The following is a 24,893-nucleotide window of genomic DNA, read 5'->3' as shown; positions in this document are numbered from 1 at the left end:
TCCTTTCTGGGGCTCTGGGTCGGTCCGGGCCGGTTCTGACCACTCGGGTGGCGGGCCCTCCCCCTGCGCGGGGGCCGGGGGGGCCGCCGCGCGCGCTTGCACCACCGCGAGCGCGGCGGCCAGCTCCTCTGGGGTGGGATTGCCCCGTACGATCTTGATCATGGAAACAGCCCTTCCTGGGGAGGGATGGGGGATGTTGCCTACAGCGGGATGTTGCCGTGCTTCTTGGGGGGCAGGCTCTCGCGCTTGTTGCGCAGCGAGCGCAGGCCCTTGACGATGTGGCGGCGGGTGTCGGACGGCATGATCACCGCGTCGACGTAGCCGCGCTCGGCGGCGGTGTACGGGTTGAGGAGCATGTCCTCGTAGTCGGCGATCAGTTCGGCGCGGGTCGCCTCGGGGTCGTCGGCGGCGGCGATGGTGCGCCGGTGCAGGATGTTGACCGCGCCCTGGGCGCCCATGACCGCGATCTGGGCGGTCGGCCACGCCAGGTTGAGGTCCGCGCCCAGGTGCTTGGAGCCCATGACGTCGTACGCGCCGCCGAAGGCCTTGCGGGTGATGACGGTGATCAGCGGGACGGTCGCCTCGGCGTAGGCGTAGATCAGCTTGGCGCCGCGGCGGATGATGCCGTTGTACTCCTGGTCGGTGCCGGGCAGGAAGCCGGGCACGTCCACGAAGGTCAGGACGGGGACGTTGAAGGCGTCGCAGGTGCGCACGAAGCGGGCGGCCTTCTCGGAGGCGTCGATGTCCAGGCAGCCCGCGAACTGCAGCGGCTGGTTGGCGACGATGCCCACCGGGTGGCCCTCGACCCGCCCGAAGCCGGTGATGATGTTCGGCGCGAAGAGCGGCTGGGTCTCCAGGAACTCGCCGTCGTCCAGGACGTGCTCGATCGCCTTGTGCATGTCGTACGGCTGGTTCGCCGAGTCCGGGATCAGCTCGTCCAGCTCCCGGTCCTCGTCGCTGACCTCCAGGTCGGCGTCGTCGGGGAAGGCAGGCGGCTCGGAGAGGTTGTTGGACGGGAGGTAGGACAGCAGCGCCTTGACGTACTCGAAGGCGTCCTTCTCGTCGCCGGCCATGTAGTGGGCCACGCCCGAGGTGGTGTTGTGCGTACGGGCGCCGCCCAGGGCCTCGAAGCCCACGTCCTCGCCGGTGACCGTCTTGATCACATCCGGTCCTGTGATGAACATGTGCGAGGTCTGGTCGACCATCACCGTGAAGTCGGTGATCGCGGGAGAGTAGACGGCCCCGCCCGCGCACGGGCCGACGATCAGGCTGATCTGCGGGATGACACCCGATGCGTGAACGTTTCGCCGGAAGATCTCGGCGAACAGGCCGAGGGCGACCACGCCCTCCTGGATCCGGGCGCCGCCGCCGTCGTTGATGCCGATGATCGGGCAGCCGGTCTTCAGGGCGAAGTCCATGACCTTGACGATCTTCTCGCCGTAGACCTCGCCGAGCGAGCCGCCGAAGATCGTGAAGTCCTGGGAGTAGACGCAGACCGGGCGGCCGTCCACCGTGCCGTAGCCGGTCACCACGCCGTCGCCGTACGGGCGGTTCTTCTCGATGCCGAAGTTGGTCGAGCGGTGCCGCGCGAACTCGTCGAGTTCGGTGAACGAGCCCTCGTCGAGAAGCAGGCCGATCCGCTCGCGCGCGGTCAGCTTGCCCTTGGCGTGCTGCTTCTCCACCGCTCGCGCCGAGCCCGCGTGCGTGGCCTCGTCAATGCGGCGCTGGAGATCCGCGAGCTTGCCCGCGGTGGTGTGACGATCGGGAATCTCGGAGGAGATCTCAGGCTCGGACATCGGGATGCGGCTCCTGCTCGTCCTCGGGGGCTTATGGGATCAGGCCCTGAAACGGGGGTTGGCGGGCGGGAAAGGGGGCTTGCGCCGGCTGGGCTACCGGCTCGTAGCGTATCGGCGGGACTGCATGTGGGCACTGCGTCGTTGGCCACACCTCCTGACCCTAGGCTGGCCCTTATGACGCCTTCTGACACCCCGGGGAGCCCGGGCATCCCGGGCGGCCCCGGCGGCCGCTGGTCCGATCTGGAACGTCCCCCGCTGGTCGCCACCGCGCTGCGGCGCGCGCTGGTGCGGCCCGGCAGGCTGTGGACCGAGCTCGACGTGGTGCAGGCGACCGGCTCGACCAACACCGACCTGGTGGCCCGGGCGGCCGCCGGGGCCCCGGAGGGCGCGGTGCTCATCGCCGAGGAGCAGACCGCCGGGCGCGGCCGGCTGGACCGCACCTGGACCGCCCCGCCCCGCTCCGGGCTGTTCTTCTCGGTGCTGCTGCGGCCGGGCGCCGCCGGGGTGCCCACCGAGCGGTGGGGGTGGCTGCCGCTGCTCGCCGGGGTCGCCGCCGCCGGGGCGCTCTCCCGGGCGGCGGGCGTGGACACCGCGCTGAAGTGGCCCAACGACCTGCTGGTGACGGTCGGCGGGGAGGAGCGGAAGTTCGGCGGGATCCTGGCCGAGCGGACCGGCGACGCGGTGGTCATCGGCGTCGGCCTGAACATCTCGCTGCACGCCGACGAACTGCCCGTGCCCACGGCCGGGTCGCTGGCGCTCGCGGACGCCGTCTCCACCGACCGGGACCCGCTGCTGCGCGCGGTGCTGCGGTCGATCGAGGAGTGGTACGGGGAGTGGCGCCGGTTCGAGGGCGACCCCGGGCCGTGCGGGCTGCAGGAGACGTACGCGGCCGGGTGCGCCACCCTGGGCCGTAGAGTGCGCGCCGAACTGCCCGGCGGCGGGGAGCGCGTCGGCGAGGCCGTCGCGATCGACGGCGACGGGCGGTTGGTGCTCGCCACGGAGGGCGGCGTACAGGAGCCGGTCTCCGCCGGGGACATCGTGCACCTGCGCCCCGCGTCATAGCCCCTCGGGTGGCCGGAAAGCAGAGATCGCGAGAATTTTTGCGCCCCTGAGCAAAGAGTTTTCCCAGCTTCGCAGGGGAGAGTGAGCTAGGGCACACCTGACGTATCGTTGTGGCGGTCCGCCCAGTTCGGGGCGGCCGTGGGCCGGAACCGAACCGGAAGAGGGAACGGAAGGGCAGTGCGCAGGGATCGGACAGGGGGCCGCCGGTGACCGCCGACGACATGGATTCCGGCGCGGCTCCGGAGGCCGGGGCCCGGGACGCGGTCGGCGACGAGGCGACGGTCGGTGAGGCGACGGTCGGTGAGGCGATGGCCGGTGAGGCGATGGCCGGTGAGGCGATGGCCGACGGGGAGACTGCGGCCGGCGAGCAGGCGGCTTCCGGCGAGCAGGCGGCTTCCGGTGAGCAGGCGGCTTCCGGTGAGCGGGCGGCTTCCGGCGAGCAGGTGGTCGTCGACGAGGACATCGCGGCTGACGAGGACATCGCGGCCGGTGCCGACGAGATCGAACTCGACCCCCTCTCGCTCCGGCTCGAGCAGCTGATCCTCGGGGCTGAGCGGCAGTACACCCCCTTCCAGGCGGCCCGCAGCGCAGGGGTGTCCGTGGACCTGGCCACCCGCTTCTGGCGGGCCATGGGCTTCGCCGACATCGGCCAGGCCAAGGCGCTCACCGAGGCGGACGTGCTGGCGCTGCGGCGGCTGGCCGGTCTGGTGGAGGCCGGGCTGCTGAGCGAGCCGATGGCCATCCAGGTGGCGCGGTCGACGGGACAGACCACGGCCCGGCTGGCCGACTGGCAGATCGACTCCTTCCTGGAAGGGCTCACCGAGCCGCACGAGACCGGGATGACGCGCACCGAGATCGCCTATCCGCTGGTGGAGCTGTTGCTGCCGGAGCTGGAGGAGTTCCTGGTCTACGTCTACCGGCGGCAGCTGGCGGCCGCGACCGGCCGCGTGGTGCAGGCGGCGGACGACGCGGAGATGGTCGACCGGCGGCTGGCGGTGGGCTTCGCGGACCTGGTGAGCTTCACCCGGCTGACCCGGCGGCTGGAGGAGGAAGAGCTCGGCGAGCTGGTCGAGGCGTTCGAGACCACGGCCGCCGACCTGGTGGCCGCGCACGGCGGGCGGCTGATCAAGACGCTGGGCGACGAGGTGCTGTACGCGGCGGACGACGCGAGCATCGCCGCCGAGATCGGGCTGCGGCTGATCGAGACGCTGACCCACGACGAGACGATGCCCGAACTGCGGGTCGGGATGGCCTTCGGGACCGTCACGACCAGGATGGGCGACGTCTTCGGGACGACGGTGAACCTGGCCAGCCGGCTGACCTCCATAGCCCCCAAGAACGCGGTCCTGGTGGACGGCGCGTTCGCGGAGGAGCTGGGGCGGCTGCGGGCGGCCCCGGTGTCGGAGGCCCAGGCCGCCGAGGAGGCGGCCGCCGCGGAGAAGGAGGGCGAGGAGCCGCCTTCGTACCGCTTCGCGCTCCAGCCCACCTGGCAGCGGCCGGTGCGTGGGCTGGGGGTCGTGGAGCCCTGGCTGCTGACCCGGCGGGGGTGAGCCGCGGTGCTGATCCTGCGGGTCTGACCTGGCGGTGCCGATCCGGCTGCCGGGACGGTCGGACGCCGCTCGTGGTTCCGAGTGCTGAGGATCTGCGTACTCCTGTGCGCAGTTCCTGTGCCTGTTCGCCGAAGGCCGGGGTACATCCCCTCCGTCTCGCGCTAGCCTACCTGCGCGCGATGGGAGTGGATCTTGGCGATCCTGGCGGGCCCTGAGCCCGGTGTCCTCGCGCTGTCGGCCTGTACCGAAGACAGAAGCCAGGAGCACTGTGAGCCAGCCTTACGAATCGGTCGCCCAGCCGACTGCCGTTCCCCCGCCGGGCTGCCCGGCACATGCCGGAGGCACCGGCGCCGGCACCGGACACGAGCCGCTTTACACGCCCGAGTTCTTCCAGGACCCGTACGCCGTCTACAAGCGGCTGCGCGAGACCCACGGCCCGCTCGCGCCGGTGGAGCTGGACCCGGGCGTCACGGCCGTGCTGTGCGTCGGCTACGAGACGGCTCTGGAGATCTTGCGGCGGCCCGAGATGTTCTCCAAGGACCCCCGCAACTGGACGGCGAGAAACGAGGGCCGGGTTCCCGAGGCCACCCACTCCGCGCAACTGCTCAGGCCCCGGGCCCAGGCCGGCTGGGTGGACGGGGAGGCGCACCGGCGGCTGCGCAGCGCCATCGACGACAGCATGAGCCGGATAGACCTGGGGGCGCTGCGCGGCTATGTGGAGCGCATAGCCGACTCGCTGATCGACCAGTTCGCCGCGGCGGGCGAGGCCGATCTGATCCCCGAGTACTGCCAGCTGGTCTCGATGCTGGCCATAGCCGAGCTGTTCGGCTGCCCGCGCGATATCGCCGACCGGCTGTTCGGGGCCGCGGCGCAGCTGCTGGACGGTTCCGACCCGATGGCCGCGGCCAAGAAGATCGATGAGACGCTGCTGGCCCTGATCGAGCTCAAGCGGCGGGAGCCGGGTCCTGACGTCACCTCCTGGCTGATCGCCCACCCGGCGCGGCTGACCGACGAGGAGCTGATCGAGCAGCTGCTGCTGATGATGGGCATGGGCAGCGAGCCGGTGCCCAGCCTGATCAGCAATGCCATGCGGGTGCTGCTGATCGACGAGAACTTCGCGGGTGATCTCGCGGGCGGGGGCATGCTCATCGAGGACGCCCTGGACGAGGTGTTGTGGACCGCACCGCCGCTGGCCAATCTGGGCGTGCACTGGCCGTTGCGGGACGTCACGATCAGCGGGACCCGGCTGCGCGCGGGCGAGCCCGTGGTGATCAGCTTCGCCGGGGGCAACCAGGACGCGCTCGACTCCTCCCAGCACAAGCAGGGAAACCGGGCTCACCTGGCCTTCAGCGCCGGGCAGCACACCTGCTCCGGCCGCAACCAGGGGCGGCTCATCGCGACCGCGGCCATCGAGAAGCTGCTGGACCGGCTTCCGGACATCGAGCTCGCCGTGCCCGCGGAGAAGCTGGAGTGGCGCACGGGGCTGTTCCAACGCGGGCTGACCGCGCTTCCGGTGCGGTTCGCGCCCGTAGGCGAGCCGCCGAAGAGCGAGCCGGCTGCCCCGGCCCAGCAGATCCCGCCCGCCCCGGCGGCCGCGGCGGCACCTGTTCCGCAGGTTCCGGTGGCCCCGGAGGTCCCGCCCGCCCCGACGGGTCTGCCGGGCGTGCCGGGCGCGGAGGTGGCTGTCGCGGAGTCCGGTGGCGCCCCGGGGGACGCGGAAGCGGAGGCGGCCAAGCCCAAGCCCACCGGCGTACTGGGCTTCCTGGCCAGGTGGCGGCGCTCGCGCAAGTGACCGGCGCCGCCTGGCCTCCGGCCGGCCCGTACGGCGTCCGTCCATCGGTCCGTCCGTCCATCGGTCCGGTCGATGTCTCGTCGCCCCCGGTGCCCACTGGCCGGGGGCGGCGCGGGCTGCGATGATCCGTCCCGACGTGTTCACGGTCGTTAACCGGGAGGGTCGTGTGGATGAGCAGCGCTACGGCGAGTGGGTCGCGGTCCGGCGGGAAGGCTTCGTGGCCGAACTGGTGCTGGACCGGCCGAAGGCCATGAACGCCGTCTCCACGGGGATGGCGCGGAACATCGCCCAGGCGTGTGCCGCGCTGGCCGGGGACGGGTCCGTACGGGCCGTGGTGCTGTCCTCCACGCACGAGCGGGCGTTCTGCGTCGGCGCGGACCTCAAGGAGCGGAACTCCCTGAGCGACGCCGACCTCGGGCGGCAGCGCCCGCTGGCCCGCGCCGCCTACACCGGGGTGCTGGAGCTGCCGATGCCGACGGTGGCCGCCGTGCACGGCTATGCGTTGGGCGGCGGCTTCGAGCTGGCCCTGTCCTGCGATCTGATTGTCGCGGACGGCACGGCGGTGGTCGGGCTGCCCGAGGTCTCGATCGGGGTGATCCCGGGCGGGGGCGGCACCCAGCTGCTGCCCCGCCGGGTGGGGGCCGCCCGCGCCGCCGAGCTGATCTTCACGGCGCGGCGGGTGGCCGCCGCCGAGGCCCGCGAGCTGGGCCTGGTCGACCGGCTGGTGGCGGACGGGGAGGACCGTACCGAGGCGCTGGAGCTGGCCGGGCGGATCGCCGCGAACTCACCGGTCGGGCTGCGGGCGGCCAAGCGGGCGCTGCGGGTCGGTTACGGACTGGATCTGCGGGCAGGGCTCGAGATCGAGGACGCGGCGTGGCGGTCGGTGGCCTTCTCGGGGGACCGGGCGGAGGGCGTCGCGGCCTTCAACGAAAAGCGCACACCGAACTGGCCCGGCGAATAACCCGGGACGGGACAAGGCGGAATTCGCCGAACATTCCTACGCTGGACTGTGCGGTGTGCGCGGCAGGGGAATGCGAGGCGTGGTGACGGGCGAGGGTGATGCGCGGCTGATGGCCGTGGTGGGACTGGCGCAGTCGATGGCGGCCGCGCACATCCCGCGGGAGGCGGTGCGGTCCGCGGCGGAGGCCGCGCGCCGCGCGCTGGGTGGGAGCTTTGCGGCGGTCTCGGTGTGGGAGCGGGAGCTGGGGCGGCTGCGGGTGCTGGTCAACAGCGGGGAACTGGCCGCGGGGGAGGAGGAGTTCCCCGAGCACGAGTTCTATCCGGTGCATGAGTTCCCCGAGATCACCGAGTTTTTGCATGAGGAGTGGGCGCGGGGCGGGGAGCCGCACGCCTGGGTGGAGGTGGCCGCAGGGCCGGACGGGGACGGCTGGGGGCCGGGCCCGGGCAGGGGTATGGGTATGGGTGCGGGTACGGATGCGGGTACGGGTATGGGTACGGATGCGATCGGCGGCCTTCGGGGGGCGCTGCGCGGCGTCAGCCCCGGCCGGGTGGCGGCGCTGCGGCGGCGCGGGCGGGGCAGCTGTGTGGTCGCGCCGATCGTGCTGCACGGGCGGGCGTGGGGCGAGCTGTATGTGGCGCGGCGGGCCGGGGAGCCGGTGTTCGGCCGGGCCGACGCGGACTTCGCGACGGTCCTGGCCGCGGTGACCGCCGCCGGGATCGCGCAGACCGAGCGGCTGGAGGAGGCCCGCAGGCTGGCCTTCACCGATCCGCTGACCGGGCTCGGCAACCGCCGTGCGGTGGACATACGGCTGGACGAGGCGCTGGAGGAGCACCGCCGGGACGGGGTGGTGGTGAGCCTGGTGATGTGCGACCTCAACGGGCTCAAGCAGGTCAACGACACACTGGGCCATGCGGTGGGCGACCGGCTGCTGGAACGGTTCGGCTCGGTGCTCTCGCTGTGCGGCGCCATGCTCCCCGGGGCCCTGGCGGCCCGGCTGGGTGGCGACGAGTTCTGTCTGGTGGAGGTCGGTCCCTCGGCGGACGAGGTGGTGCGGGTGGCCGATGAGCTGTGCCGCAGGGCCGCCGAGCTGGAGCTGGGCGAGGGGGTCGCCTGCGGGGTCGCCTCGACCGGCGATCCGATCGGCCCCGTGCACACCGCCCGCCGGCTGTTCCGGCTGGCGGACGCCGCCCAGTACCGGGCGAAGGCCGCCCGCTCGGCGAAGCCGGTGGTCGCGGGGCGGGAGGGCGGCCCGGAGGACCCGGTGGTGCGGCTGGCCGACAGCGCCGCCTCGGACCGTGCGGTCCGAGGCCCCGAACGCCGTCGCTTCAGGGGCCGCCTCTGAGGCCTGATCCGTGGCCTGATCCGTGGCCGGAGCCCGGGACCGGTTCAGGGGCCGGTTCAAGGGGCCGGTTCAGGAGGCGGCTCAAGGGGCCGGTTCAGGGGGCGGGTGACAGACAGAGATTCACTATCTATGGTGCCTGAATATGGATATGCATTCTGTGGTGCTGGGCACCTCCGGGACGACCGCCGCCGATGTGATCGCCGTCGCGCGGGACGGCGCGCGGATCGAGCTGTCCGAGGAGGCCCTGGCCGCCGTCGCCGCCTCGCGTCAGGTCATCGACGACCTCGCCGCCAAGCCCGAACCCGTCTACGGCGTCTCCACCGGCTTCGGCGCCCTCGCCGTCCGCCATATCAGCCCTGAGCTGCGCGTCCAGCTCCAGCGCAACATCGTCCGCTCGCACGCCGCCGGTATGGGGCCGCGGGTCGAGCGCGAGGTGGTGCGCGCGCTGATGTTCCTGCGGCTGAAGACGCTGGCCTCGGGCCGGACCGGCGTGCGCCCGCTCGTCGTACGGACCATGGCCGCCGTCATCAACGCGGGGATCACGCCCGTGGTGCACGAGTACGGCTCGCTGGGCTGCTCCGGCGACCTCGCGCCGCTGTCGCACTGCGCGCTGACGCTGATGGGCGAGGGCGAGGCCGAGGGTCCTGACGGGGTGCTGCGCCCGGCCGGTGAGCTGCTGGCCGAGCACGGCATAGAGCCGGTCGAGCTGCGCGAGAAGGAAGGGCTGGCGCTGCTCAACGGCACCGATGGAATGCTGGGCATGCTGATCATGGCCTGCGAGGACCTGGGCCGGCTGTTCACCGTCGCCGATGTGACGGCCGCGCTGTCGCTGGAGGCGCTGCTGGGCACCGACCGGGTGCTCGCGCCCGAGCTGCACGCCATCCGGCCGCACCCCGGGCAGGCGGCGAGCGCGGACAACATGCTGCGGGTGCTGGCCGGATCCGGCCTCACCGGACACCACCAGGACGACGCACCGCGCGTCCAGGACGCGTACTCGGTCCGCTGCGCGCCCCAGGTCGCGGGCGCGGGCCGGGACACGCTCGCGCACGCCCGGCTGGTCGCCGACCGTGAGCTGGCCTCCGCCGTGGACAACCCGGTGGTGCTGCCGGACGGCCGGGTGGAGTCCAACGGCAACTTCCACGGGGCGCCCGTCGCCTATGTGCTGGACTTCCTCGCGGTCGCCGTGGCCGACCTCGCCTCGATCGCCGAGCGCCGCACCGACCGGCTGCTGGACAAGAACCGCTCCCACGGCCTGCCGCCGTTCCTGGCGGGGGACGCGGGCGTGGACTCCGGGCTGATGATCGCGCAGTACACCCAGGCGGCGCTGGTGAGCGAGCTCAAACGGCTGGCGGTGCCCGCCTCCGTCGACTCCATCCCGTCCTCGGCGATGCAGGAGGACCATGTCTCGATGGGCTGGTCGGCGGCGCGCAAGCTGCGGACGGCGGTGGACAACCTGACCCGGGTGCTCGCGGTCGAGCTGGTCGCGGCCACCCGCGGGATCGAGCTGCGGGAGGGCCTTGCGCCGGCCCCCGCGAGCCGGGCGGTGCTGGCGGCGGTGCGCCGGGCGGGCGTCGAGGGCCCGGGAGGGGACCGCTATCTGGCGCCGGACCTGGCGGCCGCGGACGCGTTCGTACGGTCGGGACAGCTGGCGGAGACGGTGGAGCAGGTGACCGGCCCGCTGGCCTGAGGGCGGAGCTCAGTGGCAGGGGCACCTCCCAGCGGTAGCTGGGGGCGAGCCGAAGGGGTGCGGCCCAGCAGGCGCCGGCGCCGGCGCTGGTGCACCCCTGGTCCCGTGTGCGGAGGATGGGCCTAGTACGCCTCTGGCCGTGTACGGCGGACGGAGGCGGTCACCATGGCGACCCCGAGCCCCAGGAAGGCGGTGCCGCCGACCAGGTAGGGGGTGACGTCCACGCTGCCGGTGTCGGCCAGGTTCTCGCCGGAGGCGGCGGGCTGGGCGCTCGTCTGCCCGGCGGGGGCCTGGCTGTCCCGCTCGACGGTGGCGTTCGCGGACGGGACGAACCACAGGGCGCACAGCAGCGAGCCCGCGGCGGCGGCGGTCAGCAGCGGTCGGCGTGCGGACACCGGCATCCTCCTTGAGGCTGTGGTGAATTGGCCCCGTGCGTCCGATCGTAGTGACAACTGCGGGTCGTGCGGAAGCGAGACGGCCCGGAGGCATACCCTCCGTCGTATGGGCAGTCCTGAGACGTCATACTTTGTGCGGCTTTGCTTGATTTTTGCCTCGGAGGTCTCGGGGGATCCACTATCCCGACGCGCCGAAGTGGAACGGAGCGCTGCGCTTCGGCGTCCTGGAGGATAAGAGAGGACGGGACGACTGCGCCGCACGGGTGCCGGGTACCCCGGTCGGGCCACGGGCTTGACCGGCGTCTTTGCTAAGTGGCCTTCCGCACAGTTTTACTGTGCGTGGAACCGGCCAAAAGGTACAGGCGTTCTTGTCAGATAGGTCCGGGGTTTCTGGGGTCCAGATCAATGGAGAAGCGTGTGATGACGGACGGCAAGCGCCGTAGGGGGCTGGTGGCCGCGGCCGCCGTGCTCGGCGGAGTACTGACCCTCGCGGCGTGTGGTGGGGGCGACGACGGCGGCAGCGACGGCAACAAGAACAACGCCGGCGGCGACAAGTCGCAGTCGCAGGTGGACGAGGCGGCGGCCAAGGACGCGTCGGAAGCCCACATCAAGATCACGCCCAAGGCCGGAGCGACCAACGCGGGCATCAACAGTGACACCAAGGTCACCGTCGCCGGCGGCACGCTCAAGGACGTGACCATGACCTCGGCCGCGACCGGTACCAAGGTCGCCGGCTCCATATCGTCCGACGGGAAGTCCTGGAAGCCGAGCGGACAGCTGGAGCGGTCCACCCAGTACAAGATCACCGCGACCGCCGAGGACTCCAAGGGCCGCAAGGCCACCGAGAACTCGTCCTTCACCACCGTCTCGCCGACGAACAGCTTCATCGGCAACTTCACGCCGGAAAGCGGTTCGACGGTCGGCGTCGGGATGCCCGTGTCGATCAACTTCGACAAGGCGATCAGCGACAAGAAGGCCGTCCAGTCGGGCATCAAGGTCACCTCCAGCAGCGGTCAGCAGGTCGTCGGGCACTGGTTCGGCGGCCAGCGCCTGGACTTCCGGCCGCAGGAGTACTGGAAGGCCAACTCGACGGTCACCCTGAAGCTGGACCTCGACGGCATCGAGGGCGCGCCCGGGGTGAAGGGCGTCCAGGAGAAGACCGTCACTTTCAAGATCGGCCGCTCCCAGGTCTCCACGGTCGACGCCGAGGCCAAGACCATGAAGGTCGTGCGCGACGGCAAGCTGTTCAAGACCATCAAGATCTCGGCCGGCAGCCCGCAGAACACGACGTACAACGGTCAGATGGTGATCTCCGAGAAGTTCAAGGAGACCCGGATGAACGGGGCGACGGTCGGCTTCACGGACAGCGACGGCAAGGGCGAGTACGACATCAAGGACGTGCCGCACGCCATGCGCCTGACCACCTCGGGCACCTTCATCCACGGCAACTACTGGGGCGCCAAGTCCATCTTCGGCGCGGTCAACACCAGCCACGGCTGTGTGGGCCTGTCGGACACCCAGGGTGCGAACGACCCGAACACCGATGGGACCTGGTTCTACAACGAGTCGCAGATCGGTGACGTCGTCATCGTGAAGAACTCGAAGGACGAGACCGTCTCGCCGGACAACGGCCTGAACGGGTGGAACATGAAGTGGAGCGAGTGGGTCGCGGGCAGCGCCACCGGCGCCTGACACACCCTTAGTACTCCCGCCCCGGGCGGCGGTCGGCCTTCTCAGGCCGGCCGCCGCCCGTCGGCTTTCTTAAGGCCGCTCTCATCCTGCCCTTATCCGCTCATCACATGACGCCTCTACCGTCGCGCGCATGTTCTTCACCTACCTCCGGCGCGAGCTGCGCCGCCGTAGAAAAGCGGCGCTCGTCGTCGCCTCGGGTCTGGCACTGGGCATCGCGCTCGTCATCGTGGTCACCTCGGTGTCCTCCGGCATGGAGCGCGCGCAGGACAAGGTGTTGGAGTCGCTGTACGGTCTTGGCACCGATATGACCGTCACCAAGGCCCGACAGGCTTCCTCGGGCAGCGACCAGAACTCGCGTCCACGCTTCGAGTTCGACGCCCGCGACAGCGACGACGACAAAGAGCAGAGCAGCGACCGGGTGATGGTGCAGGGCTTCCAGACCCTGTCCGCCGCGACCGTGACCAAGATCGGGAAGCAGAGCGGGGTCGCCGATGCGGTCGGCGGGCTGAATCTTCAGGTCCTGAAGGTCAGCGGGCAGTTCCAGCGGGGTGAGTTCAAGCAGGACCAGAACTCCGGCGGCAGCAACCGGCAGGGCGGCCCCGGCGGCGAGGGCGGCGGCGGGCCGCAGGGGCAGGTCGAGGGCGGCGGCGCCCAGTTCGACGTCAACTCCTTCTCCGTCTACGGGGTCGACGTCGCCCATCCCGGCCTCGGCCCGCTGACCTCCTCCAAGATCAGCAAGGGCAAGACCTTCACCAGCGCGCAGAGCGACGCCAAGGTCGCGGTCGTCGACAGCTCGTACGCCAAGGAGAAGAAGCTGGCGGTGGGCGACGACATCACCATCTCCGGCACCAAGTTCGAGGTCATCGGGGTCGCGACCGCCGACAGCGGCTCGGCCGCCGCGAATGTCTACATCCCGCTCAAGCGGGCGCAGACCCTCTCCGACTCCAAGGACAAGGTCACCACCGTCTACGTCAAGGCGGCGGACTCGCAGCGGATCGACGGCGTCAAGTCGGCCATCCAGAGACACGTCTCGGGCACCACGGTCACCACCTCCGCCGACCTCGCCAAGACCGTCTCCGGCTCCCTGTCCACCGCCTCCGACCTCGCCTCAACCGTCGGCAAGTGGCTGTCCATCGCCGTCCTGGCCGCCGCCTTCCTGGTCGCCGGGCTGCTCACCTCCTCGGCGGTCAGCCGCCGGGTGCGGGAGTTCGGCACGCTCAAGGCGCTGGGCTGGAAGAGCGGCCGGGTCACCCGCCAGGTCGTGGGCGAGGCCCTGGTCAACGGCCTGCTCGGCGGCGCGCTCGGGATCGGGCTCGGCCTCGCCGGCGCATACGCGGTGACCGCGATCAGCCCCAGCCTCACCGCCGAACTGGGCTCCTCCGGTGGCGGCATGGGCCTGGGCGGCGGTCCGGGCGGCGGCGGACCCGGGGGCGGTATGGGCGGCGGTATGGGCGGCGGGCTGCGCCAGGCCGCGGCCAAGACCCTGGATGTGGCGCTCACCGCCCCGGTCTCCACGGCCACCATCGCGCTCGCGGTCGGCCTCGCCGTCGCGGGCGGGCTCGTGGCGGGCGGCTTCGGCGGCTGGCGTGCCTCGCGGCTGCGCCCGGCGGACGCGCTGCGCCGCGTCGAGTAGCCCGGCATCAGCCACATCCGGCCCTCCCGGGCCGTCCAACAACTTATGGAGTCACCCCATGTACCAGCTCAGCGGCGTCACCAAGCGCTACCGGCGCGGCAAGGACACCGTCGACGCCCTCGCCGGTGTGGATCTGACCATCGAGGACGGCGGCCGTCTGGTGATCCAGGGCCCCACCGGCGGCGGTAAGTCCACCCTGCTGCAGATGCTCGGCGGCCTGGACCGCCCCACCTCCGGCTCGGTCGAGCTGGACGGCGTCGATCTGGCCACGCTCAGCGAGGCCAGGCTCACCAAGGTCAGATCCGAGAACATCGGCTTCGTCTTCCAGAGCTTCAATCTGATCCCCACGCTCACCGCGCAGGAGAACGTGGAGACCGCCCTGGTCCCGCTCGGCGTCAAGGCCGCCGAGCGGCGTACGCGCGCCGCCGAGGCACTGGAGTCGGTCGGGCTCGGCGAGCGGTTGGGCCATCTGCCCGGCGAGATGTCCGGGGGCCAGCAGCAGCGTGTGGCGATCGCCCGCGCGCTGGTCAAGCACCCCAAGGTGCTGCTCGCCGACGAACCGACCGGCAATCTGGACGAGTCGATGCGCGACGAGATCATGACCCTGCTCGAGGGGCTGTGGGAGGAGCACGGCCTGACGTTTGTGATGGTCACCCACGACAGCGCCCTCGCCCGCCGCGCCCCGCGCCTGGCCACGATCGAGAAGGGCAAGGTGAAGATCACCGAGCGGGCCGCTTGACCTTAGGGGACCTCCAGGCCGGTGGGACCGTCAGCGCCGCAGGTCCTTGGCGCGTACGTAACGCAGCCCGCAGGCATCCTCGTACGGGTCGCCGTCCGCCCCGATCAGGCTCCGCAGCGGCTGCATCGGCAGCCAGGTCAGCCCGTACGCCCAGCGCCGGACGGCCTGCCAGAAGCGCGGCCGCCCGCCGTCCGCGTCGCGCACCACCCGGGCGGCGAACAGGAATTTGCCGATCGTCGTCCGGAAGATCCAGGGCCCCAGCACATGGTGGAGGAAGGACAGCCCGAACACCCCGGCGAGGACGGTGCCCCAGAACGGCTTCGGGCCGCCGAGGGCAGGAACCAGCCGCACGGCGACGGCCAGGCCGCCGAAGAGCGCGATCGAGCCGTCGACGGTCGCCGAGAACCACCGGCGGAACTCGCCGATGGCCTCGGGGACAGCGGGCGGCTGGGGCAGATCTGGCTGGGGCTGTGGATGCGGGGGATGTGCGTACGGGTGCGGGTAGGGCTGCCGCCCCTGGGAGTCGATCACGGTGGGCATCCTGCCGTGCGTCTGTGACGGTCTTTTCTCAAGACGGTGCGCGGCCGGTATCGATGCGGTGAGAGGGGTGTGGTGCGGCGTCGAGTGGCGACGCCGCCGCGCCTCGGGACAATGGGCCGAGGGGGTGTTCCGTCCGGCCGCGGATGCCCCCGGCGGGGTCCAAAGGGGGTCTACGACAGGCGACTTAGCCTTTGGCTGGACATGGCTGCCATCAATAGTGTCCCATCGAGCGTGGACGCGCCCCCCACTCGGTTGGCGTAGTCGTTCAGCATTTGCTTGGTGATGCGCAGCGCGGCCGGCTTGCGGCGAGCCAGAGCCCTGACCCTCTCATCGACGGCCGAGTCCAGTTCGTCGTGTGGCACGACCTTGGTCAGGATGGCCAGCTGTTTCGCGGTTGTGGCGTCGAACCGCTCGCTGGTCAACAGCAGCTCGCGCATATTGGCGAGTCCTCCTTCGAGCAGGAGGCGGGGCAGGATGCCACCCCAGGCCGGCGGGACCCCAAGGAGCAGCTCCGGCATGACGAAGCTGCAGTTGTCCGCACCAATCCTCAGATCGCAGAGCACTGAGATCCCCAGACCAGCACCGATGACCTTGCCGTGCAACTTTGCGATGGTCACCAACTCAGTTTCCCTGAGGGCGTCGCATACGCGCTTGGCTCTGTTCAGGTGCTCGCCCAGCGCTTGGCCTGAGGGGTCCTCGGTGAGAAGCGACGAGTACTCGGTGCGGTCCCCTCCCAGGCTGAAGTCTTCCCCCGCGCCGGAGAGCACCAGCACTCGCGTCTCGGGGTCCGCTTCGGCCTTGCCCATCACGTCGAGAAGGTCATCGAGAACCTGTCCCGATATGGCGTTGCCGGCCTCCGGGATGTTCAGTTGAACGGTGAGGACGGGGGCAGCGTGCGTTATGAGGAGTGTCTTGTACTCAGTGTGCATGGGGTGTCTCTCTCTGGGGCCCAGGTGTTGATGCGGCGAGACTCAAGCCAAGGCCAGCGGCAGTGATGTCATGCGGCGGAATACGGTGCGCGGCTCCCACTGCGGAGGGGAGCTGATGCGTAGGCGCAGGGGCCGCCTGAGGAGTTCGGCCAGCAGTTCCGTCGCCTCCATACGGGCCAATGCGTTGCCCAGGCAGTAGTGGTTTCCCCAGCCGAAGCTGAGGTGAGAGGGCATGCGGCCAACGGTGAATTGACGAGGATCGGGGTACTGGTCAGGATCGTGATGGGCCGCTCCGATCATGAGCTGCACCAACTCGCCCTCGCGCACGAGCACCCCTCCGATCTCGGTGTCGGCCGATGCCACCCGGGAGATCATGTGTATGGGGGGGTCGTACCGGAGGGCCTCCTCGACCGCGGCCGGGATGCCCTCTGGATCACGACGCAGTGAGTCCAGTTGATCAGGATGATCGAGAAGCAGGCGAACTGTGCTGGAGAGCACGTAGGAGGTGGTTTCCAACGCTGCCAGAATCATGAACAGCGCCAGGGAGCGGACGGTCTCATCGACGCGGACACGGTCGGACTCGATCTCGTCCCAGGTGTGAAGCCACGAGGAGACAGGGTCGTCTCCGGGTTTTTCCCGACGCTTTCGAATCAACTCGGTGAAATAATCGCGTAGTTGAGCTGTCGCGTCGTCGGACCGGACAAGCTGGCTCGGTGAGGGAAACAGTTCCTGCGTGTTGGCTTGGTCGTGGGTCCATGAGCGCAGAAGATGAAAGTCATCTGCCGGCAAGCCCATCCATTCACCGATCGTGATGACAGGGAGTTCTTCGCTGACGAGGCTGGAGAAATCGGCGGGTCCTTGTTGGACCTTTTCGACGAACCTGTCCAGCAATCGCGTGACTGCTGCCTTCACCGAAGAGCGAAAATTTTCCAGTGAGGGGCCGTCGAATGGGTTTCCGAGCGACTTCCGCACCACCGTATGGCTGGGTGGATTAAGCATCGGAAGTGTAAGCCCCATCTGCAGTGATGAGAACGCGCTCCATCGAGCCTTATGGTCTTGATGTTTTCGCCAATGCAGGTCGGGGACTTTCCAGTCTTTGCTTCTCAATATCTCGTGGCAGAGCGGATAGGTTGTCACGAGGTAGCCGCCCCAAGGGGCTTGGATCACTTCGCCCATCCCCATGAGTTGCTGATAGGTGGGAAGTGGGTCGCTCTGTCCCTTGTCGCGCAGATGGCGGAAGAGCGAAACCACCGCTCGTCGACTGACAGTCACCGCAGGCAGCAGGGTTGGCTCCACCGGGACGGGCCCTCTCCTAAGATCAACATCAATTTCCCGCCCTGCATACCCATGCGGTTGAACGCTCATGCGAGTAGGCATCCTGTTGCCTCGGTCACACTTCGATCGAATAATGATCCCATTAGGACCTTTCTGGGCAAAGCGATCACTTTGAGGCGCGGTACCGACCGGGTGCCCATGCCTACTCGGGTCGAACATGCGTTCAATCTGAATGCTTCGGTGAAGCACGGCGCGCATTGACCGGGCCCAGAGGCCCCGGGCAAAGCGGGCTCCAGTAACAGTCCGTTACGGGGGAATGGCCTGGTCCTTTTAGTATCTTCCCAGAGTGGAATTCCTCGATCTGGGGAAAGGTCGACTTGGGGTAGGTGATGTTTCCTCAGTGCTGGGAAGTGGTAGCGGACTCCTCCTCTTGCTACGCCTGACCCTTTGGTGATGTCGGCGAACGTTGCCCCACCGGAGCCCTTTTCCCTGAATTTGCGATCTGTAGTCTCAAGGCGTGTCGGCCCGCTTGAGTACGAAGTAGCCTCCGCTGGAGCCGAGATACGCGTACTGGTGCTCCGGGTGCAGCTGTTTCGCGTACGCGACCAGGTCCTCGGCCGTGCGCTCCGGCTCCTGAAGGGCTATGTAGTCCGGCACGACATTCTGCGTATTGCCGACCCACAGCACCCGGCAGCGGCTGGTGAGCCGGCTGATCGGCCCCACGTTCGCCTCGACCGACGCCCCGTCCGGGATCCGGTCCAGCAGCCGCTCGACCTCGGTGACTTCCTTCGGCTTGTGGAAGAAGTCCGGATCGGTGAGGTTTTCCAGGGGGAGCGAGGCGGTCAGCGCCAGCGCCGCGCCGGCCACCATTCCGGGCAGCTGCCGGGCGTACGAGGCGAGCCAGGGGCGGTGGCTGTCGCGGGCGCGGTCGATGGCGTCGACGAGGGCGAGCGCGACGATCGGCATCAGCACCGCGCTGTAGTGCCAGTCCGTGCCCCAGTAGTGGTCGTCGTGGGAGACGAAGCGCCAGCCGAGGGTGGGCACTGCGGCCAGCAGCAGCGGGGAGCGCAGCGCGAGCAGACCGCTGGTGGGCAGCAGCACCCACAGCAGGGTGCGCACCGCGGTGTCGAAGGGTATGGTCCCGGTCTGCTCGCCGCCGCTGCCGACCTTGTTCCAGTAGTCGTACGAGCCGGAGCCGTTGAAGCTCGGGATGATCACGCCGAGCGCGAGGGCGGAGGCCAGCACGCCGAAGCCGATGAGGCCGACCGCGAGCGGGACGATCCGCGACGGGCGCTCGCGCCAGGTGCGGACCAGGATCACGGCGCCGATCGCGGCCACCGTGGCCCCCATGTCCTCCTTGATGAAGACGAGCGGGACGGCCCACAGCATCGCCGCCGTCCAGCGCCCGCGCACCACCGCCTCCAGGGAGAAGGCGAGCAGCGGCATGGCGAAGGCGATCTCGTGGAAGTCGAAGTCGACGGCCCGCTGGACGCCCCACGACAGCCCGTACGCGACGCCGATCGCCAGCCCGCGGCCCCGCCCCAGCAGCTGGGCCGCGACGCGGGTGACGGGGATGGTGGAGACGGCGAAGAGGGCGGCCTGGACGACGAGCAGGGTGACGGGGGTGGGGAAGACCCGGTAGAACGGGGCGATCAGCGCGGTGACCGGGCTGAAGTGGTCGCCGAGGATATTGAAGCCGGGGCCCTTGAGATCGGCGACGGGGGTCTGGAGATGGGCGTAGGAGCGTATCGCCTGCTCGAAGATCCCCAGGTCCCAGGACATGGTGGCCATCCGCCGATAGCGGGTGATCGAGATGGCCGCGAAGGCCACGAAGAAGCCCGCGGCCAGCCAGTACGGGTCAAGGCGGGGTTGGCGCAGCCGCGCCGCCGGGGCGTCGTCCGGCCGGGCGCGGTCCAAGGTGGCGGCGCTCGCCCCCTCGGCGGTGGTGCCGGGCGGGAGTGCGGCGGCCGTGTCCATCCAGGGTCCTTATCGTGTGGGCGGTCTGTGCGAAAAGATACGCGAAGGAGGCCGGACGGTTGCAGAGACGGTTTGGGCAGGTTCTGATTCCGGGCGTTGCCGTGCTGCTGGCAGTCGCCGGGTGTACGTCCGGGGCCGAGAAGGACGGCGACGGGCGGGACGGCGGAGAGCGGAGCAGTAGCAGCGGCGGGCCACAGGGCGACGGGCAACAGGGCGACGGGCGGGCGGTCAGTCCGCTGAAGAACCCGGACGGTACGAAGCCGGGCCTGGCGCCCGTGACGAGCGCCGCGGACAAGGCCGCGGCCCGGCGGCTCATCGACCAGCTGCTCACCAAGGGGCGGGGGCCGAGGACCGGCTACGAGCGGGACAAGTTCGGCTACGCCTGGATGGACACGGCCGACGGGGTGCCGCTCGCTCGCAACGGCTGCGACACCCGCAACGATCTTCTGAAGCGTGACGGCCAGCGGCTGGGTTTCCGGTCCGGCTCCGACTGTGTGGTGGTCTCCATGACCCTGCACGACCCGTACACGGGCAAGACCATCGAGTGGCGCAAGCAGAAGGCCGCCCAGGTGCAGATCGACCATGTGGTGCCGCTGTCGTACAGCTGGCAGATGGGCTCCTCCCGCTGGGCGAAGAGCAAGCGGGAACAGCTCGCGAACGACGTGCTCAATCTGATCCCGGTCGAGGGCCGCGCCAACTCGGCCAAGGGCGACTCAGGGCCCGCGTCCTGGCTGCCGCCGAGCAAGCCGATCAGGTGCGCGTACGCGGTCCGCTTCGCCCAGGTCGCGCTGAAGTACGAGCTGCCGGTGACCGCCGCCGACCAGGGGATGATGCGGCGGCAGTGCGGCGGGTGACGGCTGCGGGCCCCGTACGGCCCGGCGAGGTGGCGGGCCCACGCGGTGCAGTTCCGGCTCGGCGCGCAGCAGGCGCGGCGGCGGCCGCTCAGGGACCGGCGGCCGAGCCGGACGACCACGCGATCGGCTGCTCGCGCGGCGGCCTGACCACCAAGCTCCATCTGGCGGACGCCATGAGCTCACACGGGCCTCGGCCGATCAGAAGCTTCTGACAGCCTCGGTTTCAGGCGGATGGCAGTTGAAGATGATCAGGGGGACCACGGCACATGGCAGTCAAACGCGGCTGTTGCGAGCACGGTCCAGGTAGTCGGCCAGCTCTCGCCAGTCGTCAGCCGGAGCACCGGAATCTTCAGCCATGGCGGCCGGATCATCACGCCAGGCAGCCCTGACACCAGCGGAAATATCGGCATCGCCGCCGGTGAACAACGCGCTCAGCTCATCCATGCGGGCCACCAGTCGGCGGACCTTCTGATCAGCCGGAGGAGTTCCCGCCGCACGGAGCCGGTCGGCCCTCCGGTACAGCTCAGGCCACTCGACCTCAAGCAGGTAATGCATCGCAGGCCCCAGGGCGGCGGCACGAGTGCGCAGGACCTGAACCTGGTCGGCATCCAGGTGGCGGCCCAGCGTGTGCATGCCCTCCGGACCGGTGCCTCCGATCGCCCGCAGCGCATCGAGCAGATCCGTAGCTGCCGGGGCCCGGTCGGCCGACAACTCGTCACCAAGTCGTATGAGGCGCTCCCGCAGGACACCGAGCGCGGCGATGGATGCCTCCACACCGGCCAAGTGGTCCCGGACCAAGCGCGCCGGGTCGACCCCGGCGTCGAGGCAGACGGCGATGGCGTCCAAAGCGAGCCCCAGACTGCGCAGCGCCAGCACCTGATAAAGACGGACCAGGTCTTCTTCGCTGTATTCCCTGTGCCCTCCCGTAGTGCGCTGTGAGGGGCTGAGCAGGCCGATGGTGTCCCAGTGGTGCAGCGTGCGCACGGTCAGCCCGCTGGCTTCGGCAAGCCGACCTACTTTCCAGGTTGCAGAAGTGGTCATGGAGCAACGATGCATCCTCACACCGCGTGAGGTTCAAGCCGTAACAGCGACCGATCCTGCTTCTTGAACACGTTCTGGGGAAGTAACCACTGGCCGTGTTCATCGGTCGGTCAGGCCACGGGGTGCGCGACGACCGGGGCCGCCGGGGGACCCGCCCCCGCGCCCTGGAGAGGTGACTGGGGCAGGGGGCGGGCGGCCGTCTCAGGAGCGCTTGAAGCGGTTCGGGTTGTTGTGTTCGCGATGGCGGGGGCACTGGCATGGTGGCCATGCCTGTCCTAGTCCGTAGGGGTCGGTCTTCTCCCCGACGAGGACGGTCACCATCGCGCGCCGTGCGGTGACGATTCCGTCGCGCGCGACGGTGTAGACGCGCATGGTCATCTTTGGTCGTTCGCCCCCGTCGGGTTGGTTGTCGGCGTTCACCGGCTTCCCCTCTCCCTCGACCGGTGCGAGGAGCTGGAGCACCGTGCGCAGGATCCGCTTCACCGCGTCCAGGTGGTAGGCCAGTTCTTCCGGGGCGGCGGTGGCGAGTTCGAGGGATTCGGCCCCTGCCAGGGTCTCGACCAGACCACCCAAAACCGCCGATCCCGCACCAGCCCCCGCACCCGCAAACGCCAACGCGACCGCTACCCATCACACACACCAGCCACCCCACCTCACAGAAAGCCACCTACGAGATCAACATCCACACCCCCGTGACAACCCTCAACACCACCTAACCTCCCGGCATTGACCTCCGGGTCCAAAGCGCCAGCAGCGGGAAGGAAGGGGGCGGCTGGCCCCGTGTCCCGATTCCTTGACCCGGTGGGTGGTTGAGCTCAGGACAGGCTCCGCTGCGACTGCTGCCGCGCGGGGGGCTGGGCGGTCAGTCCAGCGGTGCGCTGGACCGGGGGTGCGGGAGCGCGACAGATGAGCGAGCACCGGCAGCCAGGACCGCCTCTCCACCCACCTGCTCTCAGAAAGACGTTTGATGCAGTACTTGATGTAGAGCAAGTAGTTTTTTGAGAGGGGGCGGGTGGAGGACCCGAACCGGACCGGCGTCCACCGCTTCGGGCGCCCATCCGCCGTCCCCCCGCCCGCGAGCCGGTGACGACCCCTTGGGCTGGACGGCGACGATGCCCCCGGCGCCCCCTTCCCTTCCCGTTGTTGGCCGCTGTGCGCCGAAGGCGCGAGACGATGCCCGCACGCGGCGTCCGGACCATGCCGTCCAGCGATCGCCGGCCCGTTCGTCGCGCTCGCGCGCTCCCGGCACAGCGCACCGCTGGACCGACCGGCCAAGCCACCGCGCGGCAGCAGCTGCGGCGGAGCGCAGCGGAGCCAGTCGTAAGCTCAATCACCCACCGGGCCAAGGAACCGGAACACCGGGCCGGCCGCCCCCTTCCCCTCCTGCTGGCGCTTTGGACCCGCAGGGTCCGAGACGAAACCCGCACCCGCACAAGCCGAATGCCGCGAGACGGCGCACAGGCGCAGCCAACCCGCAGCGCAGCTCCTCCGTGGTCTGCCGGACGCTGGTCAGCGCCGGGTCCACCTGCCGGCCCGCCGCCTGGAGGGCCGCGCGGCAAGGACGGGCCCTGGGGGGCGGATGGGTCAGGTGGTCGTGCCCGGTCGCTGCCGGGGCAGTTCGGCGTGCCGTACCGCGTCGGAGGCCAGCGCCATGGCCGCGCCCAGGCCGGCGAGGCCGCCGCAGCCGATGAACACCGGGGCTGCGCCCCAGACTCCGATGGCGGCGCCGACGAGGGGATAGCTGAGGGGCGCGAGACCGACCATGGTGAGCATGACGACGGAGGTCACCCGGCCGAGATAGGCCGGGTCCGTCGCGGTCTGGATGAGGGCGTTGCCCAGGCTGCTGAAGACGCCCGCGTTCAGCCCGATGACCGCGGCCAGTACCGCGGCGAGCCAAAGGGTGGGCACCAGCGCGATGGTGGCCGCGCCCGCGCAGCCCACGAGCAGTGTCCCGCCCATCGTCAGGCCGGCACGGGGCAGCCAGCCGGCGATGGCGAGCAGTGAGGCGCTGGCCGCGGCTCCTGCGCTGAAGCTGCCGACGATCCAGCCGTAGCCGGAGGGGCCCCAGCCGCGTTCGGCGTTGAGGAGCACCATGCCGACGTTGAGGGTGCCGATGAGCCCGAGTTCGCAGATGGCACTGGCAGCGACGAGCGGTCTTATGAGGCGGTGGTGGCGGATGTAGCGCAGGCCGTCGACCAGGTCCTGCCGCGCGGTGCCGGGCTCCGGCCGCTCCGCGTCGGGCGACCCGAGGGGCCGTATCCGTAGCGTCAGCAGGAGCGGCAGGGACAGTGCGAAGAGCAGGCCGGCGACGGTGAAGGCGGCCGCAGGTCCACCGAGTCCCATGGCCAGGCCGCCGATCGGCGGGCCCGCGATCTGGCCGAGGCGCATCGACAGCGAGCGCATGCCGGTGACCCGGGCCAGCTGGTCAGGGTTGGTGATCCGGGGCGGGAGGGCACCGACAGCGGGTACGAACAGCGCGTCCACGGCGCCGAAGACGAGCGCCACCGCGACCAGGATCCACAGGGCCGGCGCCGTCAGCGCGATGGCGGTGGCCACCGCCAGGATGAGCAGACAGCGCAGCGCATCGCTGCCGAGAATCACCCGGCGGGGGTCGAACCGGTCGGCCACCACGCCCCCGGCGAGCATGAGTAACGCCCGTGGCAGCGCCCCGGAGGCCATGACGAGGCCGACTTCGGTAGGGCCGGCGGCCTTCTGGGCGGACCAGCCCAGGGCGACGAAGTACACGCTGTCGCCGACGAGAGAGACGGTGTATGCGGCGAGCCAGCGCAGCACGTTGCCGTCGCGGTGGGCCGGTGTGGTGGCGCGTTCGGGCAGGGCGGTCTCGGCGGCGGCCATGGTGGGCTCCTGGGCTTCGGCGCTTCGGCGCTTCGGCGCTTCGGCGTTTCGGTGCTTCGGTGCGTCGCGGATACGGCTGTGTCAGGGCCGGAAGGGGAAGCCGTAGAGGTGCACGGACACGTGCTCGCGGTCCTCGGTGCCGGTGCCGGTCCCGGCGTCGCCGGCCGCCTTGGCGGCCTTGCCGCGCTCCCGCCAGCGCCGGGCCAGCGCCTCGAGTTCGTCGCTCATCTCGGCGAGTTCGGCCGGGGTGAGGTCGAGCAGCCACTCGGAGCTGAAGGACGCGTCGGTCCACGCCTTTCCCCAGGCGGACTTCTGGTCGAGATATGCGCGGTACTGGACGATGCGGGTGTCGAACATGCCGCGAGTCACCGCGCTGACGGCGGCGGCGCCCTCGGGCGTGTCCGCGAAGTCCGAGTCGCGGAAGCCCCAGCCCTCCTCGGACGCCACCTGCCACCACCGCTCGCGGCCGTCGGTGCCCTGGCCGCTCGCCTGGGTCACGAAGCCGTGCTCGGCCAGTTTGCGCAGGTGGTAACTGATCAGCGACGGCGTCTCGTCGACATGCTCGGCGAGCTGGGAGGCGGTCGCGGTGCCCGCGGCGTACAGCAGCCGGTAGAGCCGCATCCGCAGCGGGTTCATGAACGCCCGCAGCCGTGACAGCTCGGTGATCTGCTCGGGCTCGTGCTTCGGTCGCATGCCCTCACCGTAGGTATGAAGCGAAAACTTCGCAATAACTGCTTCAGAGTTGGGGCTGCGAAGCTCTTGTGTGCCCTAA

At 70.2% G+C, this 24,893-nt stretch carries 21 protein-coding genes; 10 read left to right on the top strand and 11 right to left on the bottom strand.

What is annotated here, in order from left to right; all coding sequences use genetic code 11:
• Positions 1-162: acyl-CoA carboxylase epsilon subunit (locus ACWDSL_RS03535; protein ID WP_450481287.1), on the bottom strand; the 162-nt coding region annotated here is incomplete at its 3' end.
• Positions 163-200: 38 nt separating this feature from the next.
• Positions 201-1,796, bottom strand: coding sequence for an acyl-CoA carboxylase subunit beta (locus ACWDSL_RS03530; RefSeq protein WP_450481269.1), 1,596 nt, complete (start codon positions 1,794-1,796; stop codon positions 201-203).
• A 174-nt stretch (positions 1,797-1,970) separates the two neighbouring features.
• Here ACWDSL_RS03530 and ACWDSL_RS03525 point away from each other — a divergent pair, with 174 nt between their 5' ends.
• The 6 genes from ACWDSL_RS03525 (at position 1,971) to hutH (ending at position 10,190) form a co-directional block, all read left to right on the top strand.
• On the top strand, positions 1,971-2,858 hold the full coding sequence (locus tag ACWDSL_RS03525) for a biotin--[acetyl-CoA-carboxylase] ligase (RefSeq protein WP_450481267.1): 888 nt from the start codon (positions 1,971-1,973) through the stop codon (positions 2,856-2,858).
• 206 nt (positions 2,859-3,064) lie between these two features.
• Positions 3,065-4,408 carry an adenylate/guanylate cyclase domain-containing protein gene (locus ACWDSL_RS03520; RefSeq protein ID WP_450481265.1) on the top strand — a complete coding sequence of 448 codons (1,344 nt, stop codon included), beginning with the start codon at positions 3,065-3,067 and terminating at the stop codon, positions 4,406-4,408.
• Between the two features lie 268 nt (positions 4,409-4,676).
• The gene (locus ACWDSL_RS03515; protein ID WP_450481263.1) at positions 4,677-6,200 is read left to right on the top strand and encodes a cytochrome P450; all 1,524 of its coding nucleotides are present in this window, start codon (positions 4,677-4,679) and stop codon (positions 6,198-6,200) included.
• 121 nt (positions 6,201-6,321) lie between these two features.
• Positions 6,322-7,161: an enoyl-CoA hydratase/isomerase family protein gene (locus tag ACWDSL_RS03510; protein WP_450481261.1), complete on the top strand. Its 840-nt coding sequence runs from the start codon at positions 6,322-6,324 to the stop codon at positions 7,159-7,161.
• 109 nt (positions 7,162-7,270) lie between these two features.
• The gene (locus ACWDSL_RS03505) at positions 7,271-8,503 is read left to right on the top strand and encodes a diguanylate cyclase domain-containing protein (protein WP_450481285.1); all 1,233 of its coding nucleotides are present in this window, start codon (positions 7,271-7,273) and stop codon (positions 8,501-8,503) included.
• Positions 8,504-8,645: 142 nt separating this feature from the next.
• Positions 8,646-10,190: a histidine ammonia-lyase gene (hutH, locus tag ACWDSL_RS03500; RefSeq protein WP_450481259.1), complete on the top strand. Its 1,545-nt coding sequence runs from the start codon at positions 8,646-8,648 to the stop codon at positions 10,188-10,190.
• Positions 10,191-10,312: 122 nt separating this feature from the next.
• Here hutH and ACWDSL_RS03495 read toward each other — a convergent pair whose 3' ends face one another.
• Complete coding sequence (locus ACWDSL_RS03495; RefSeq protein WP_450481257.1) at positions 10,313-10,591, bottom strand: hypothetical protein; 279 nt, start codon at positions 10,589-10,591, stop codon at positions 10,313-10,315.
• Between the two features lie 399 nt (positions 10,592-10,990).
• On the opposite strand from ACWDSL_RS03495, the gene ACWDSL_RS03490 reads away from it, so the two are divergent.
• From ACWDSL_RS03490 to ACWDSL_RS03480, 3 genes are all read left to right on the top strand, one after another.
• Entirely contained in the window at positions 10,991-12,277 is a 1,287-nt protein-coding gene (locus tag ACWDSL_RS03490; protein ID WP_450481255.1) for a L,D-transpeptidase, read from the top strand.
• A gap of 130 nt (positions 12,278-12,407) precedes the next feature.
• Positions 12,408-13,910: an ABC transporter permease gene (locus ACWDSL_RS03485; protein ID WP_450481253.1), complete on the top strand. Its 1,503-nt coding sequence runs from the start codon at positions 12,408-12,410 to the stop codon at positions 13,908-13,910.
• Positions 13,911-13,968: 58 nt separating this feature from the next.
• Positions 13,969-14,649 (top strand): ABC transporter ATP-binding protein, encoded by a 681-nt coding sequence (locus ACWDSL_RS03480; RefSeq protein ID WP_450481251.1) that lies wholly within the window; start codon positions 13,969-13,971, stop codon positions 14,647-14,649.
• Positions 14,650-14,679: 30 nt separating this feature from the next.
• On the opposite strand, the gene ACWDSL_RS03475 is transcribed toward ACWDSL_RS03480, so the two are convergent.
• The 4 genes from ACWDSL_RS03475 to ACWDSL_RS03460 form a co-directional block, all read right to left on the bottom strand.
• Positions 14,680-15,180, bottom strand: a complete 501-nt coding sequence (locus ACWDSL_RS03475; protein WP_450481249.1) for an RDD family protein — start codon at positions 15,178-15,180, stop codon at positions 14,680-14,682.
• Between the two features lie 179 nt (positions 15,181-15,359).
• A complete protein-coding gene (locus ACWDSL_RS03470; protein ID WP_450481247.1) occupies positions 15,360-16,118 on the bottom strand; it encodes an enoyl-CoA hydratase/isomerase family protein in 759 nt (252 codons plus the stop codon).
• A 42-nt stretch (positions 16,119-16,160) separates the two neighbouring features.
• On the bottom strand, positions 16,161-17,414 hold the full coding sequence (locus ACWDSL_RS03465) for a cytochrome P450 (RefSeq protein WP_450481245.1): 1,254 nt from the start codon (positions 17,412-17,414) through the stop codon (positions 16,161-16,163).
• A 489-nt stretch (positions 17,415-17,903) separates the two neighbouring features.
• Positions 17,904-19,370, bottom strand: a complete 1,467-nt coding sequence (locus ACWDSL_RS03460; protein ID WP_450481243.1) for a DUF2079 domain-containing protein — start codon at positions 19,368-19,370, stop codon at positions 17,904-17,906.
• 59 nt (positions 19,371-19,429) lie between these two features.
• Here ACWDSL_RS03460 and ACWDSL_RS03455 point away from each other — a divergent pair, with 59 nt between their 5' ends.
• The gene (locus ACWDSL_RS03455) at positions 19,430-20,224 is read left to right on the top strand and encodes an HNH endonuclease family protein (RefSeq protein WP_450481241.1); all 795 of its coding nucleotides are present in this window, start codon (positions 19,430-19,432) and stop codon (positions 20,222-20,224) included.
• A gap of 273 nt (positions 20,225-20,497) precedes the next feature.
• On the opposite strand, the gene ACWDSL_RS03450 is transcribed toward ACWDSL_RS03455, so the two are convergent.
• From ACWDSL_RS03450 to ACWDSL_RS03435, 4 genes are all read right to left on the bottom strand, one after another.
• Positions 20,498-21,265, bottom strand: coding sequence for a MerR family transcriptional regulator (locus ACWDSL_RS03450; protein ID WP_450481239.1), 768 nt, complete (start codon positions 21,263-21,265; stop codon positions 20,498-20,500).
• A 201-nt stretch (positions 21,266-21,466) separates the two neighbouring features.
• The gene (locus ACWDSL_RS03445) at positions 21,467-21,838 is read right to left on the bottom strand and encodes a hypothetical protein (protein WP_450481237.1); all 372 of its coding nucleotides are present in this window, start codon (positions 21,836-21,838) and stop codon (positions 21,467-21,469) included.
• Positions 21,839-22,849: 1,011 nt separating this feature from the next.
• Positions 22,850-24,121, bottom strand: a complete 1,272-nt coding sequence (locus tag ACWDSL_RS03440; RefSeq protein WP_450481235.1) for an MFS transporter — start codon at positions 24,119-24,121, stop codon at positions 22,850-22,852.
• Between the two features lie 81 nt (positions 24,122-24,202).
• Entirely contained in the window at positions 24,203-24,814 is a 612-nt protein-coding gene (locus ACWDSL_RS03435; protein WP_450481233.1) for an ArsR/SmtB family transcription factor, read from the bottom strand.
• Positions 24,815-24,893: the final 79 nt, after the last annotated feature.

Source organism: Streptomyces sp. NPDC000941 (assembly GCF_053599555.1).
Note: the sequence above shows the minus strand (reverse complement) of the source record. Positions and strands in the feature narration are given on the sequence as shown.

Bases quoted from the DNA above. Each gene is read 5' to 3' on its own strand.
- ACWDSL_RS03530 (WP_450481269.1), bottom strand. From the start codon at position 1,796: ATGTCCGAGCCTGAGATCTCCTCCGAGATTCCCGATCGTCACACCACC.
- ACWDSL_RS03525 (WP_450481267.1), top strand. From the start codon at position 1,971: ATGACGCCTTCTGACACCCCGGGGAGCCCGGGCATCCCGGGCGGCCCC.
- ACWDSL_RS03510 (WP_450481261.1), top strand. From the start codon at position 6,322: ATGATCCGTCCCGACGTGTTCACGGTCGTTAACCGGGAGGGTCGTGTG.
- ACWDSL_RS03505 (WP_450481285.1), top strand. From the start codon at position 7,271: ATGGCCGTGGTGGGACTGGCGCAGTCGATGGCGGCCGCGCACATCCCG.
- hutH (WP_450481259.1), top strand. From the start codon at position 8,646: ATGGATATGCATTCTGTGGTGCTGGGCACCTCCGGGACGACCGCCGCC.
- ACWDSL_RS03495 (WP_450481257.1), bottom strand. From the start codon at position 10,591: ATGCCGGTGTCCGCACGCCGACCGCTGCTGACCGCCGCCGCCGCGGGC.
- ACWDSL_RS03490 (WP_450481255.1), top strand. From the start codon at position 10,991: ATGGAGAAGCGTGTGATGACGGACGGCAAGCGCCGTAGGGGGCTGGTG.
- ACWDSL_RS03485 (WP_450481253.1), top strand. From the start codon at position 12,408: ATGTTCTTCACCTACCTCCGGCGCGAGCTGCGCCGCCGTAGAAAAGCG.
- ACWDSL_RS03480 (WP_450481251.1), top strand. From the start codon at position 13,969: ATGTACCAGCTCAGCGGCGTCACCAAGCGCTACCGGCGCGGCAAGGAC.
- ACWDSL_RS03470 (WP_450481247.1), bottom strand. From the start codon at position 16,118: ATGCACACTGAGTACAAGACACTCCTCATAACGCACGCTGCCCCCGTC.
- ACWDSL_RS03460 (WP_450481243.1), bottom strand. From the start codon at position 19,370: ATGGACACGGCCGCCGCACTCCCGCCCGGCACCACCGCCGAGGGGGCG.
- ACWDSL_RS03450 (WP_450481239.1), bottom strand. From the start codon at position 21,265: ATGACCACTTCTGCAACCTGGAAAGTAGGTCGGCTTGCCGAAGCCAGC.
- ACWDSL_RS03440 (WP_450481235.1), bottom strand. From the start codon at position 24,121: ATGGCCGCCGCCGAGACCGCCCTGCCCGAACGCGCCACCACACCGGCC.
- ACWDSL_RS03435 (WP_450481233.1), bottom strand. From the start codon at position 24,814: ATGCGACCGAAGCACGAGCCCGAGCAGATCACCGAGCTGTCACGGCTG.